The sequence below is a fragment of the Phormidium tenue FACHB-1052 genome (assembly GCF_014696675.1).
In the GTDB taxonomy this organism is placed as follows: domain Bacteria; phylum Cyanobacteriota; class Cyanobacteriia; order Phormidesmidales; family Phormidesmidaceae; genus Nodosilinea; species Nodosilinea tenuis_A.
The window spans coordinates 58,463-73,061 of sequence record NZ_JACJQN010000002.1 but is presented as its reverse complement, the minus strand read 5'-3'; the positions used below and the strand labels follow the sequence as shown (position 1 = coordinate 73,061).

Annotated in this window: 10 protein-coding genes; 1 reads left to right on the top strand and 9 read right to left on the bottom strand. The window is 54.4% G+C overall.

Annotation, left to right across the window (positions count from 1 at the left end):
• Positions 1 to 6 precede the first annotated feature (6 nt).
• From H6G07_RS04175 to H6G07_RS04145, 7 genes are all read right to left on the bottom strand, one after another.
• On the bottom strand, positions 7 to 549 hold the full coding sequence (locus tag H6G07_RS04175; RefSeq protein ID WP_073607496.1) for a GNAT family N-acetyltransferase: 543 nt from the start codon (positions 547 to 549) through the stop codon (positions 7 to 9).
• Between the two features lie 305 nt (positions 550 to 854).
• Positions 855 to 2,573, bottom strand: coding sequence for a sensor domain-containing diguanylate cyclase (locus H6G07_RS04170; RefSeq protein WP_073607412.1), 1,719 nt, complete (start codon positions 2,571 to 2,573; stop codon positions 855 to 857).
• 399 nt (positions 2,574 to 2,972) lie between these two features.
• Entirely contained in the window at positions 2,973 to 3,422 is a 450-nt protein-coding gene (locus H6G07_RS04165) for a YaiI/YqxD family protein (protein ID WP_073607413.1), read from the bottom strand.
• Between the two features lie 92 nt (positions 3,423 to 3,514).
• Positions 3,515 to 3,922, bottom strand: coding sequence for a DUF4259 domain-containing protein (locus H6G07_RS04160; RefSeq protein WP_073607497.1), 408 nt, complete (start codon positions 3,920 to 3,922; stop codon positions 3,515 to 3,517).
• Positions 3,923 to 4,126: 204 nt separating this feature from the next.
• A complete protein-coding gene (locus H6G07_RS04155) occupies positions 4,127 to 4,999 on the bottom strand; it encodes a DUF8738 domain-containing protein (RefSeq protein ID WP_073607414.1) in 873 nt (290 codons plus the stop codon).
• A 359-nt stretch (positions 5,000 to 5,358) separates the two neighbouring features.
• Positions 5,359 to 6,234, bottom strand: a complete 876-nt coding sequence (locus H6G07_RS04150; protein ID WP_073607415.1) for a DUF2267 domain-containing protein — start codon at positions 6,232 to 6,234, stop codon at positions 5,359 to 5,361.
• Positions 6,235 to 6,307: 73 nt separating this feature from the next.
• Complete coding sequence (locus H6G07_RS04145; protein ID WP_073607416.1) at positions 6,308 to 6,598, bottom strand: hypothetical protein; 291 nt, start codon at positions 6,596 to 6,598, stop codon at positions 6,308 to 6,310.
• Positions 6,599 to 7,110: 512 nt separating this feature from the next.
• Here H6G07_RS04145 and H6G07_RS04140 point away from each other — a divergent pair.
• Positions 7,111 to 11,403, top strand: coding sequence for a PAS domain-containing protein (locus H6G07_RS04140; RefSeq protein WP_171972964.1), 4,293 nt, complete (start codon positions 7,111 to 7,113; stop codon positions 11,401 to 11,403).
• A gap of 5 nt (positions 11,404 to 11,408) precedes the next feature.
• Here H6G07_RS04140 and H6G07_RS04135 read toward each other — a convergent pair whose 3' ends face one another.
• Both H6G07_RS04135 and H6G07_RS04130 read right to left on the bottom strand, forming a co-directional pair.
• Positions 11,409 to 13,055 carry an alpha-amylase family protein gene (locus tag H6G07_RS04135; protein WP_073607418.1) on the bottom strand — a complete coding sequence of 549 codons (1,647 nt, stop codon included), beginning with the start codon at positions 13,053 to 13,055 and terminating at the stop codon, positions 11,409 to 11,411.
• 208 nt (positions 13,056 to 13,263) lie between these two features.
• The gene (locus H6G07_RS04130) at positions 13,264 to 14,223 is read right to left on the bottom strand and encodes a TIGR03885 family FMN-dependent LLM class oxidoreductase (protein WP_073607419.1); all 960 of its coding nucleotides are present in this window, start codon (positions 14,221 to 14,223) and stop codon (positions 13,264 to 13,266) included.
• Positions 14,224 to 14,599: the final 376 nt, after the last annotated feature.

The following is a 14,599-nucleotide window of genomic DNA, read 5'->3' as shown; positions in this document are numbered from 1 at the left end:
GATGAGTTAGGGCATTAGAGCGGCGTACTCGAAGTATATCAATCCATCTTTGTCCGGGTCAGAGCCGTAGTCCGGCATATTGTAACGTCGATAGAAAGCTTCCGCGCCCGGTAACGCATGTAGACCGACGCGACCACCGTAACCTAACTCCACACTGCGCTGACGGGCAAAGAGTACGAGTGCCCGTCCGACCCCAATTAGATAGGGAGGATCTTCGAGTAACCGGCGATTCCACGGCGCAGAGGCTAAGTATTCGACATAGACCAGAGGAAACCGTTGCGGCAACCAGGAACGGTGCCATTGCGTTTCGAGCAAGATGACGCCTTGAAGGAGCGCCTCAAACTCGATGCCGTAAGCCTCATAGCGATCATCATTGACAGCCAGTCGTAGCTTATAGGCCCAGTCCCAACTGGCGTCAGGCTGCTGTGTCTCCCGCAGAATGCTTTCCCAGATGTCATCGATTTGCCCGACCTGTTCCTGAGTTAACAAACCGATTGTCGCTGTGACAATGTCGTTGGGCGGTTTGGTTAATCGAAGTGGACGGTTCATAGGCATCACATAGGAATGCCCTAAAGCTTATCAACGACTGTTCTCAACACCATCAGATGGGAAGCGAGATAACCGCAGGTCCACACGTCGCTGGCCAATGGTAGAGCAACAGCCTTCTGGACTGTGTAGTAATCAGCAGCCTGGAAACTGGTATAGAATTGGTATAGGCCTGAAACCCCTTGCCTGAAAGCCTTGCATATCAAGGAAATGTGTCAGCTTCCCAAGCTGAATGTCGTCGGTTCGAGTCCGATCACCCGCTTTTTTAGATTTTTTGATAACAACAACTGATATTGGAACAATCGCGATCATTGAGCAAAAGGTGCGCAGACTACCGTATCGCGCCCTTTTGCCTTTGCTTGATACAACGCTTGATCGGCTTGACGGATGATATCCCGAACTGATTGACCAACCTTCGGAATCTGACTAGCAATGCCTAGGCTGATCGTGACGTAGGGATGATCTATTTGCATACACTTATTAGGAATCTGCAAGTTTTTGATGGTTTCTCGAATTTCTTCGGCAATTTTGACTGCTCCCACTCGATCTGTGTCTGGCAAAACTACGGCAAACTCTTCTCCACCATAGCGAGCTAGAACGTCTGAGGAACGCTTGAGGACAAGTTGAGCCGCCCGCGTGATGTCGATCAGGCATTGGTCGCCTGCTAGATGCCCATAGCAATCGTTATAAATTTTAAAGTGGTCGATATCAAATAAAATGAGAGATAGGTATTTCTCAGCTCGCAGCAATCGTTTCCATTCGCTTCTTAAGGACTTATCAAAAAATCGACGGTTCGAAATTTGTGTCAATGAATCGAGATTACTTAACTCTTCTAATTTTTCGTTGGCTTGCTTCAGGGCTTGAAGGGCCTGGTCTAGTTGCTCAGCTTTAGAGTCGGCTTGGGCTAGCAGATCGGCATGACGTAGCGCAACGCTAAATTGAGTTGCCAATTGTTTGATAAAGGTAATTTCGGCTGAGTTCCAGATACGGGGGCGATCGCACTGATGGACGCAGAGCAATCCCCACAGTGTCCCTCCTTTTATGAGGGGTACAACAACTTGGGCTTTAACCTGAAAATCTTCCAGCAGTTCTACATGGCATCGATTTAGTCCAGCCTGGGAGAGATCTGATATGACCTGCATCTGACCCTGTTGATATCGGGCCGCATATTGACTGCCAAAACAGTGATCGCTCACCTTCATTGCGATCGCTGAGTCGTACTCTGGCAATACGTTTTCAGCAACAAACTCCCCGGAGTTGTATTGTGAATCGATGTCAAACTGAAAAATAGCCACTCGATCGGTCTGTAGAGCTTTTCGAACCTCACGGGCTGTCGTTTTAAACAACGTGTTGAGATCGAGCGACTCACGAATATCAGCAATCAGTTTAAACAAAATCTCTTGTTGTTCGTTGAGCAACCGCAAATCTTCAGCCTTGCGTTCGCTTCTTGCCATTAGTTCGGCTTGTTTTACCGCAAAGCCAAGTTGATTCGCGACTTGCGATAAAAACTGAATTTCCTGATGCTGCCATTGATAGGGTTGGGAATGTTGATACGCAGCCAATACCCCCCACAACTTTTGCCCAATAAAAATGGGTGCTGTAGCATAGGCCCGAATGCGGAATTGCTCCAAAACATCTATATGACACTGCGACAGATCGGCAGTGTAGATATCAGAAACTACCAAGCACTCGTTGGCGCGATATCGCCCTCCCTGATGCTCTTTCAGGTATGAATCATTCCAAATCGTATTTTGCCCTAGGGTGCCAAAGTCCCAGCCTGGTTCAGCAAATTCAAAGTCTTCAACAAATTCTCCCCCCCAGTCAGTAAAAAAACGGTAGACGGCAATTCGTTCGACGTGCAGTAGTTTGCAGGTTTCTTTGGTGGTAGTGCGGAAAATAATGTCTACATCTAAGGACGCTCGAATCTTACTAATCACTTGATAAAGTGCTTTTTCTTGGGCATCAATAGTCTCAAGCTGGTGGCGCTTGTTCTGGAGCTGAGCCTCTAGCTGATCGATAGTTGGCATGTTGCCCGCTCGGCAAGCCAAATTAGCAATTAGCTTTGTCAGCGGTTTTAAGAGTGCGCGAAACCTTCTGTAGGGCATACTGTCAAAAATCAGTGCTTCCCAGAGCTATAGAGGATGGATGGCCTATGTTATTAGCAGCACGAGAGATTGCCTACTCTGCGGAGAGCAACGCTACCAAGGAATAATGTATTGCACCTTACATTATCCCTCATACATAATTCTGCCCTTGAGGCGCTCACATGCATCTCTATTAGCTGGATAAAGTTCTGTGTCTTTTGGTTAAGTCTTGTGAGCAGGCCCGTAGTCTTAGGCAGAATAGGCGACCCGCAAGCGCTAACTTTAGCGGCTAACGATTATTTATTAGAACCGTGATTCTTTTAGCGATTGGGCCGTTATTGCCTATTTTTTATGCTTGGTCAAAAAGCGATCGAGTTGGTTAGCAAACGCCGCCGTATCTCGCTGGCTAAATGGGGGAGGGCCTCCGGTTTCTACCCCACCGCTGCGAAGCTCAGTTAAGAAATTTCGCATCGATAGGCGCTCTCGAATGTTGCCGCGATCATAAAATTCGCCCCGGGGGTTGAGGGCATAGGCCCCCTTTTCGATGGCTTCAGCCGCTAGGGGAATGTCGGCGGTGATCACCAGATCACCAGATTGTAAGTGCTGCACAATATAGCTATCGGCGACATCTAAACCCGATCGCACCAGTACGGCATCAATGTAGGGAGACCCTGGAATTTGTAGCTCTTGATTGGCGACCAGGGTGGTTTTCATCTCAACCCGTTTGGCGGCCCGAAACAGGATCTCTTTGATCACATTGGGGCAGGCGTCGGCATCAACCCATATCTGCATAATGTAGGTGCCTGTGATCAATGGTGAGAAAGCTGAAAATACAGATTAATTCAATCCAAACTCTGGCTGCATCAGGTATTTATTCCTCTGATTTATTCACTGATGCGCGATCGCAGATCTTCCACTGATCCCAACCAATCTTCGTAATCGTCGCTGTCTTGCCACAGGTCTACCATCTCCGAGTTTTCGCTCAAAATGCGGTCAATGGCGGCCCGCGCCCGCGCCAGTAGCTCAGGCTCTAGCTGCACAGTGACCCGCTCTACCCACCGATCGATTGGTTCGGTGTAGGCGTTGCGATCGCCCCAGTTGCCGTTGAGCCGGGCAATCACCTCGATGGCGGCCAGGGCGATCGCCGCGTCCGGCGCGTCTAGGTAATCGCTCTCAGCCAGTGCCCCGTCGATCGCCGCTTCCACCAGCGATAGATCGTCAGATTCTGCCAGCTCAAAGGCCCAATCGGCGGCATCGTCATTGCCAAAGGCGTCCACTGACCAAGTTCCCATGTTGCTCTCCCAGTCAGCCACTCACTAACTCATCCGATCATAAAACGAATGCTGAGGTTAATCGCCTGCACCCCAATCTCCCTAGGCTGCGGAGCGGAGGGATAGCGATCGCATCAATGCCGCTCTGGGCTGCGGGGGCAAACCGGCCATCCTTGTGGGTGTAGCACTGTGTCCACAGGGATGGCCGGTCTCGGCTCAGGGCGGTTACTGGGCCTCGGTGGTCAGATCGCTCCAGGCCTGCACCACGGCTTGAAGCGCGGGTGGAGCATCGTCGATAGCCAAATCAATGTAGGTGGTTTCGTAGTGACTGGCCGACAGCTGCACCGTGGGGTAATCGGCAAAGGCCGCATCGGTGATATAGCGCAGGCGATTGAGGTTAGGGAAGCGCTGGTCTGCCAGCACCTGTTCAAAGGCGGCGACTTGTGCTGCTGAGAGTTGCCGTTCTGACACGACTTTGTCGTTCTCTTTCCGCAAAAGTCGGCCATCGGTGAGCAGCACGGTTTCAAATTGGGTGCCGATCAGGCTCCCCGATTCGACTGAGCGAAAGATGTGGGCTTCGGGTTCTGCTTCCGGCTCCGACATCACTGGGGGAATGAAATCGGGAATGAGACCGTTGCGGCTAATGGCGGTGGGGTTTTGCACCAGCTCTCGGCCATCTTGGCGGGCATGGTAGACCCAGCTTTGATCGCCATCGGTGACGACAAGGCGCAGACCCGAAATAGCAATCATGGTGCAAAACTGGTCGGGTTCATAGATGCCCATGCAGCCATCCCAGGTGGCAGGTTCGGCAGCAGCAATGCGCAGGGCAGAAGCGGGGCGATTGACCTCGGCGGCGACGGCTCGCAAGATGCGACGGCTCACCGCTCGGGTTAGCAGGTCTTCGACTGTCACTACTTCCCAGTTGCCTGGGCGCGGCTCTGGATTTGGCTCTAGGGCAGGGCGGGGTTCACTCTGCTCTGGAAAACCACCGGCCCCTGAGCTGGGGTCGATGCAGGCCGCTGCCATGCCTTGGATGGCGATCGTACCTAGGGCCAGTAGCGCGATCAACGTTTTAGTCTGAAGAGGTAAGGGAGCCATAATCTCAACACTGTTTTGCTTTGCTCCATTACCATAGCCAGCCACTCAGAGCTGCGAAGCGTGGTTACAAAATCGGTTACAGGATGGGCGCAAGGGAATCAACGAGTGGGCAACTGTGGGTTGTGGGAAGGGCCGCAACGAGGTGGGCTTGAGCCGCACTGTGTGGCAAAAGAACGAACCTAGACTTTATGGGCTGTAGGCAAAAAAATACCCCTCAGGAGGGGCAGCGACGCGAGTGATGTTTAGAAGGTTAATACGGCTAACCATTGCTAGATGCCGCGCGCTGCCCTGCTGAGGGGATGACTTTTAATATAGTGGTGCGGTCGTTGGGCGATCGCGCACCACTGACGACTATGGTGCTAGGCTGCTTGCCAAATTTCGCGCACTTTACCTTCTGGTAACCACTCGGCCACTGCCTCAATACGTTCCTGGGACAGCTCATCTTTGGTGGCTGAAAAAACGGCGGAGACAACGATTTCCGCATTGACTGTCTTTGGCACGCCTGCTTCGTTATCCACTCGCGTCAAGAACAGCTTCGAGTCGATACCTAGAGGTGCTGGCCCTTTGAGGGGCGGACGAATACGGCTCAAAAAACCGACAATGGGGTTTCTGTCTTTCCAAAGGTCAGACACTTCCATTTGCAAGGCTTTTTCGTCAGTTGGCAGCGCATCGTTGTGCAGTTCAGCCGCCACACGGTCAGCCTCAGCCGTGGTCATCACGTCGCGCATCACCCGAAAAACTGTTTCAGTAATATCGCGAGCGTCGTAGATATCGGGCAAACCACCCTTAACTTTGACCTTTTCTAAAAACGGGGTGTGCTCGTTGAGCAACGGCACCGCTGGCCCTTGATCGAGGTTTTGGGGAGGGTTTTGTTCCATGTCTTCTAACATACGCTGGCCTTTCTCTGTCAACGTAGCTCGCTTAAATTCAATGAGGTGAGGGAGAGGCCCGTCTGCAGCACCATAGGTGTTGGCTATGCGAAAGCCGACCTCGTCTGGGTCAACTACGCTAGGCACGTCTTCCTGGTTGCCATAGGCGTTGCCGCTAAATTCGGCTTTGATATACTGCCTCTGATTTAGATAGTCTAGGTGCCCTAGTAGATCAGACTCAGTTAATCCTAAACCAGTGAAGTCGGTGGAAGAAAAATCAATGTCATCCTGCGGGTTTGCTTGGTTGCACGCGTTGATTTTGTCGAGGATGATAAACACTACATCGTCTCGAATAGAAATTGGCATAATGCCTCCTTAGTGCCTCTTTGATGACGATAAAACTCTGTTGGGCAGCGTTACTGCCTGTGCCGACTGAGCCCTATTCTTCGACATACATGGGGGGTTCAACGGCAAAGTTATCGATGTTGCCAGATTCATCAATGACAAAACCATGGGACGTGGGCAGCGTTCCCTCTTCTTGGGCCGCGTAATCGACGATTTGCTGCCGATTTTTGTCCACATCGACATTGGACGGAATTTTTTCATCGGCGGGGTTGACGTTGGTGGGCTGAGCCGTTTGCACAGCCCACTGATTGCAAGGAGCCCCACGGCCTGGTTCGGCCTCCTTGGGGTTGCCAACGCGGTTAGAACGATTATTTGGGTCGGTCATAGGGGTTAAGTCATGATTAGGGCTGTCGCAGGGCAAAGACCCATCATGATTGGCGGCGATCGCCCGATCTAAACAACTGCGACATTTATAAAGAGATGTTAACGTCGCTGTCGTTAAGCTTAGTACTGTCATTAGGAGCAGATTGTAATTTGGCCCACGTCATCCTTTAGCCAGATTGTGATCTGCGATCGCGCTTAGTTCTGCCCGCTGTATCTGCAAAGCAGCGCTGTCATACCTAGGGCATCACTAGGTATTTACTCCCTTAGATATATTCCTGTTGTCGTAGTAGCGCTATAAGATTCCTTCAGCAATTTGCGCTAATTCGCCCTGCTTTTGAGGTTTACAGCTTTTTTTGGGTTGTGTTTGGCCTGAGAGGCAGCGGTTTTAGGGGCGATCGCCCCCGATAGCGAAGCCAACTCAAGGTTTGCACCATCAGTCTTGCCATGACACCCCCAGAGCGGACAGTTTTATTGGTCAGTAGCTCGCCTGGGCAGGCCGATCGATTGAGGTCTATGGTGCAGCACGAGGCTGCTATCTTTTACCGGGTGGTTGAGGCTCAAAGCGATCGCCAGATTAGCCCAGACCAGCTGCTACAGGTCGATGGTATTGTGCTTGACCTTGACCCCTCAGATGGGGATGGCGTCGACCGGCTTAAGCCGCTGCAACATGTTTGGGAAAAAACTCCACCTATAGTGGTCGTAGGCGAGAATGATTTGAAGGCAGCCGTAGCGACCCTTAAAGCTGGAGCCGCCGACTATTTAGTGCGAGACCAGCTCACCCCAAGGACACTGGGTTTAGCCCTAGAGGCGGCAATTTCTGGTGAGGAGGCTGCGCGCAGCGTCCCATCAGGCTTAACCGATCGCCCCATCACCTCATTCTCCCCACCCCCCTGCGCAGCCCTAGCCGCTGCCCTGCCGCAGATCGTGTGGACGGCTGATCGCACCGGGGCCATCAACTATTGCAATCAGCACTGGTATGAGTACACTGGCCTCAGCGCCACCGAGTCGCCGGGGTTAGCGGGTGCCAACGGCCTGCATCCCCATGAGTATGACCCTATCTTGATCCCGTGGACCAAAGCGATCGCCGCCGGTCAGCCCTTTGCCGTTGAGCACCGCCTGCGTCGCCACGATGACGTTGATCGCTGGGTGATGAACCGGGGGGTGCCAACCCGTGACCTCGACGGGCAGATCGCGGGCTGGGTTGGCACCCTGATCGACATTGATGACCAGAAGCACCTAGAAGAGCGCCTTCAACTCGTTGTTCAAGCGGTGAATGGGCTGGTGTTTGACGTTAGTGAGGTGAGCCTGGACGGGGACGATTGCGTTTACCGCTCTGAGCAACTATTCAATTTAGTTGGGGTGCCTGCTGCCGAAGCACCGCTCACATCGCGGTGGTGGGAAGACCGCATTCACCCCGACGATCGAACGCAACTGCGCCACCGCATGGCGGAACTCTTCGCTAGCTCTAGTCAGCTCTACGAGTCAGACTACCGCATTCGCCACGAAGACGGGCGCTGGGTTGACGTTTGGGAGCGGGGCTGCCTGGTGCGCGACGAACAGGGGCAGGTGGTGCGCGTGGTGGGTTCCACGGTCGATATCAGCCAGCAGCAGGCGGCTTTGCGCGATCGCAACCAGGCCGAACTGCGGCTGCGCAAGGCCCTGATTCAGCTCGAAGCGGCCCTGTCTGCCGGGTCGGTGTACACCTGGTGCTGGAGCATTCGCAAGAATCGGGTGGTGGCCAACCGCAGCTTTGCCCAGCTATTTGGCCTCGACCCTGAGCGCGTTGCTGCCGGGGTGCGCCTGGAGAAATTTATCGCCATCATTCACCCCGACGACCGGGCGCGGGTGGCCGCTGCCATTGACCAGGCGATCGCTACTGGAGAGAGCTGCGCCGCCGAGTTTCGCATCTGCACCCCCCACGGTGACGAGCGCTGGGTGATTGCGCGCGGGCAGGCCGAATATGACAGCGAAGGCCAGGCCGAGGTCTTTGCCGGGGCGCTGGCCGACATTAGCGATCGCAAACGGGTCGAAATTGCCCTAGAGCAAAAAATTCAGGAGGCCGAAGCCAGTCAACGCACCCTCGATGCCTTGATGGCCTACATTCCCGAAGGCATTACCATTGCCGATGCACCCGATGTGCGCATTCGCCAAATCAGCCGCTACGGGCAAGAGCTAACCGGTCGCCCCCTTGGGGAACTGGAGGGTCTGCCCGCCGCCGCCCATCCAGAAACCTGGAAGATTTTTGCCGCCGACGGCAGCCTTGCCACCCCCGAAGCCTTGCCCCTCACCCGCGCGGTTCAACAGGGTGAGGTCGTCACCAATGAGGAATGGCAGCTGCAAACCGCCGCTGGGCAGAGCATTGCGCTGTTGTGCAACGCTGGCCCGATTTACGACCAGGAGGGCAGGATCACGGGGGGCATTATCGCGTGGCGAGACATCACCGAGTTTAAACAGACCGAAATTGCCCTGCAACGCCACCAGGAGCACCTGAATCTGGCAATGGCCGCAGCCCGCATGGGTAGCTGGGACTGGGATATTCAGCTCAATGTGGTACGGTTTTCTGACAATGTCAAGCGCCTATTTGGCCTCGATCCCAATCATGGCGATCACTGCTACGAAGCCATCATGGCCATGGTTTATCCCGACGACTTGCCTCGGGTCGAGCGGGCGCTGCACGACGCGGTCTACAACCAGGCCGAGTACAATATCGAATTACGGGTGATCAGACCCGATGGCACACTGTGCTGGATCTTGAGCCTGGGACGGGTTTTCTATAGCGCTATGGGCATCCCGCTCACTATGACAGGTATCGACATTGACATAACCGAACGCAAGCGCGCTGAAGACGAACGCAAACAGGCCGAGCTGACTCTGCAACAGACCACCGAACGGCTCAATGTTGCTCTCAAGAGTGCGCCAATTAGCCTCTTTAATCAGGATCTTGACCTGCGCTACACCTGGATTTACAACCCCACCCACGATCTGAATAAAGACCAGGTGCTTGGCAAGCGCGACGAAGATTTGGCCTCGCCCGAGACAGCGGCCCGGCTCACTTACCTCAAGCGTCAGGTGATCGCCACCGGCGTCGGCCTGCGCGAGGAGGTCAAGGTGACGGCCAATGGGCAAACTACCTATTACGACCTGACTGTCGACCCCATTTACGACGACCAAAACGCCATTGTCGGCATCACCTGCGCCGCCGTTGACATCAGTGAAAGAATTCAAATCGCCACCGAGCGCCAGCAGGCCGCAATGGCTCTGCAAGAAAGCGAAGACTGCCTGCGCATGGCAATCGAGTCGGCCAATATGGGCATTTGGGACTGGAACCTAATCACCAACCAGCTAATTTGGGACGCAGGCTGTAAAGCCATTTTTGGCCTACCCCCCGAGGCCGACAGCAGCCCCGAACGGTTTTACGAAGGGCTGCACCCCGACGATCGCGATCGCCTAAAACAGGTGATCGCCGAGTCGCTCACCCAGGAAAGTGGCGGCAGCTACGATGTGGAATATCGGGTGATTGGCCTGCAAGATCGGGTAGAACGGTGGGTGCGGGCCAAGGGGCAGACCTACTTTGATCGCGATGGCAACCCCCTGCGCTTTACCGGCACCATCCTCGACATTACTCAGAAAAAACAGGCCGAAGTCGCCCGCGAACAGCTGCTGCGCCAAGAGCAGGCCGCCCGCGAAGCCGCTGAGCGGGCTAACCGCATCAAAGACGAGTTTTTGGCGATTTTGTCCCACGAGCTGAGGTCGCCCCTCAACCCAATTTTGGGTTGGGCCAAGCTGCTGCAAACCAAAAAACTCGACGCGGAAAAAACCGCCCGCGCCCTCGAAACCATTGAGCGCAACGCCAAGTTGCAGACTCAGCTCATTGACGACCTCTTAGACATCGCTAAGATTTTGCGCGGCAAGCTCAAGATCGAACCCGCCTCGGTCGATCCGGTATTTGTGATTGAGGCGGCGATCGAAACCGTGCAGGCCGCAGCCGATGCCAAAGCCATTCGCATCGAGACCGATCTGCCCGACGTTGGGCAGATTCAAGGCGACGGGGCTCGCATTCAGCAGATTGTTTGGAACCTGCTCACCAACGCCATCAAATTTACCCCCGAACAGGGCCAGATCACGATTCAGCTCGCCCAGGTAGACCACTGGGCCCAGCTTAAGGTCACCGACACCGGCCAAGGCATTCGGCCAGAGTTTCTGCCCCATATTTTTGAATCCTTTCGTCAGGCCGATACGTCGATTACCCGGCAGTTTGGGGGGTTGGGTCTGGGGTTGGCGATCGTGCGCTACCTAGCAGAAGCCCACGGCGGCACCATCAGCGCCGACAGCCCCGGCGAGGGCAAAGGGGCGACGTTTACCGTGAGTTTGCCGCTGCTTAGCCACCGCCCCAGCCACCGGGCAATGCCCGTTTTGTCGGGGCAGATCGACCTGACCGGCGTGCGGGTCATCGCCGTGGATGACAATCCTGACGGGCTGGCCTTGCTGACGTTGTTGCTGGGCGAATACGGAGCCGAGGTGATCGGTCTTGAATCGGCTCCTGAGGTGCTTATCAATCTGGCCAGCTTTCAACCCCATGTGTTGGTCAGCGACATCGGCATGCCCGGCATGGATGGCTATGAGCTGCTGCGGCAAATTCGCGCCCTGCCACCCGAGCAGGGGGGGCAGGTACCGGCGATCGCCCTCACCGCCTACGTGCGCGAAGAAGACGCCCAAAAAGCCTTAGACAGCGGCTTTCAACAGCACCTATCTAAGCCCATCGAACCCGACGCGATCGCTCGGGCCGTCGCCCAGTTGGTGTTGTAGTTTCCTTAATCTGACGAATGCCCTACCTGAAACCAGCGGTAGCCATACCCAGGTAGGTGAAGGTCGTAGGCAGGCTCTGAAATCACGTTCTCTGGCTGGTCTTCAAATAGATCAATCAGGCATTTGCCCACGTCATCCTTCAGCACTAGCGTCGCCTTGCAGTCGGACTGACTAAAGTTGTGCACTGCGATCACCGCCTTGCCCTGCCACTCGCAGCGGTGGGCAAAAACGCTGTCGTGGCCCGTATCTAACAGTTGCGGTTGGCCCCAGCCAAACTCTGGGCATTCCTTACGCAGGCGAATCGCTCGCTCCATCCAGTTCAGCAGCGAGTTGGGGTTGCGCTGCTGGGTGTTGACGTTTAGCTGCTTGTAGCTGTAGTCGCCAGTGGAAACTACCGGCAGCACCACCTGGTCAGCGGGTGCTGTAGAAAATCCACCGTTGGGAGCCTTTGACCACTGCATGGGGGTGCGGGCGGGCTTGCGTTCCTCTAGCGACAGGTCATCGCCCATGCCCAGCTCTTCGCCATAGTTGACCACGGGTGTGCCGGGCAGAGTGAAGAGCAGGCTATAGGTGAGCTTGAGCCGTTGCAGATTGCCGTCGAGCAGCGGCGCAAACCGACGACGAATGCCGCGATCGAAGATCCACATGGTGTCGCGATCGGGGGCAAAGGCCGCCGCAATTTCATCCTGCTCCTCGGAGGAGAGTTTGTCTAAACTCAGCTCGTCGTGGTTGCGCACAAAATTGGCCCACTGCCCAACCGGCGGTGACGGGGGCAACTCCTTAAACGCTTGGGCCAGGGGGGCTGCTGATTCTCTAGCGAGGGCTAATACCAGATGTTGGTTGCCCCAAAAGTTAAACAACATCTGCATGCGATCGCCGTCGCCAAAATATTTCGGCAATTTTTCCAAAGACTCATTGGCCTCAGCCAGCAAAATGGCATCCCCCCGCCGCCAAGACAGAAAATCGCGCAGCTCTTCGATATAGACAAAGGGATCTTCGACCTGTTCAAATACGTTGTCAGCCTGGGTCAGCTCAATTAAGAACGGGGCAGCGTCAATGCGAAACCCAGACACCCCCAGCTCCAGCCAAAAGCCCATCATCTTTTTGATTTCGTCTCTGACCTCAGGGTTGGTGATGTTTAAGTCGGCCTGGTGACTGTAAAACCTGTGGGCGTAGTAAGCACCCACCTCAGGCTGATAAGTCCAGGTTGACTTTTGCAAACCCGGAAAAACAATACCTTCATCAATGTCTTCGGGTTCTTTCTTTGACCAAAAATAGTAGTCAAAATATTTTGAGTTTTTGTCTTTAATCGCGGCCTGAAACCAGGGGTGCTGGTCAGAGGTATGGTTGACCACTAAGTCGATCAGAATGCGAATACCCCGTTCGCCAGCGTGGCGGGCAAACTCCACAAAATCGCCCAGCGAACCCAGCCGAGGATCGACGGTGTAGTAGTCCATCACGTCGTAGCCGTTGTCTTTGTTGGGCGATGGGTAAAAGGGCATCAGCCAAACGCAGGTGATTCCCAAGCCAGCTATGTAGTCTAAACGCCGGGTTAGCCCGATAAAATCGCCCACCCCGTCGCCATTACCATCTATGTAGGTTTCTACATCAAGACAGTATAGAACTGCGTTTTTGTACCAAAGATCTAGCATATGAAACCTGGATGGGTATATAAAAAAAGAACGAAGATAGAAGAAGATTTCTGGCAGGCTTGAATGCTGACGCTTTAGACTGTTTTAGTTCAGACTTCACCTGCCATAAAAGTTAGTTCTTGGATGCAATTTTTCTTTTGGTAAGATATGGTCAGAACCAGGTTCGGGGAATCGATCCACCCTGCACAAGATCAATTCCTCGGCTCAGCTATTTGAGAAAAGGCAGTACCTTTTCGCCAAATACCTCAATGAACTGCTGCTGCTCTCGATTGACGTTGTGCAAAGAAATGGTTTCAAAGCCCAGTTCGATATCCTTTTGTAACCAATCAATGTGCTGCTGGGGGTCAGCCGAAACGCGCACGTGCTGGTACATGTCGTCTGGCTTGACGAAGGTGGCAGCGGCGTCAAACTGACTAGGAACTCTAAAATCAGACAGCACTTGGCTTTCAAAAATGTTGGTGCGCCACTGGTCGTAGGCCCCTTGCAGAGCTGTTTCTTGATCGGGGGCGTAGGAGAGCTGCACCTTTAGATTCATCGGCTTGTGCTCACCGCCGCCACGCCGAAAGGCCTCGACTACCTCCCGCAGTTTGTCATGGGGGTGGGAAATGGTGATCAGGCCATCGGCCCAGCTGCCTACCCACTCGGCGGTTTTAGGGGTTATGGCCGCCCCCATAATGCGGGGTGGATTGGTCGGACGGGTATAGAGTTTGGCTTCTTCTACCCGCACCAGGCCGTGGTGGGTCACAGTCTCACCGGCCCAGAGGGCACGCATCACATCGACACATTCTTTGAGTCGGGCATTGCGATCGGCTTTGATCGGCCAGGGCTGGCCAGTAATCGCTTCATTCATCGCCTGGCCACTGCCGAGGGCGACCCAAAAGCGATCGCGAAACATCTCCCCTAGGGTCGCTGCCGCCTGGGCAATGATGGCGGGATGGTAGCGCTGACCAGGGGCACAAACCACGCCAAAGGGTACCGAGGTCGCCTGCATAGCAGCCCCTAGCCAAGTCCAGGCAAAGCCGCTTTCTCCTTGACGCTCGCTCCAGGGATGAAAGTGGTCGGAGCAGGTAACGGCGGTAAAGCCTGCCTGTTCTGCCTGCTGAGCCCAGCCTAGCAACGCGCTGGGGGCAAACTGCTCGTGGGAGGCGTGGTAAGCAAATTTCACCATAGGTTTATCGCTCTGAGCTGGGTTCCACCAGGCCGGTATAACCTGGGATCTATGCCCAACAGTTTTGCAAGAGCGCGGCTATTCAGCATCTACCCAATGCGGTAGTTAAATAATCAAGGGCGGCTGCGGCCATGGGAATGAACTTGGGTAGGGGCAAATGGCATTTGCCCACGCGAGAGACACGGCATATTGATTCATAGCCTCAGTAGATCGACATCAGTTCCGCTGTCCTCGATTTTGCTCTCACCCCAAACCTGGGCAAACACCGTTTGCCCCTACGCAAGCCTCCTATTTGGAATCGAGGTTGTGCGATGCAGATTGGTAGGAGCCTGTATCTAGTGGTGGATGGAGGTGAGATCGCGCCTTCGCCAAACTG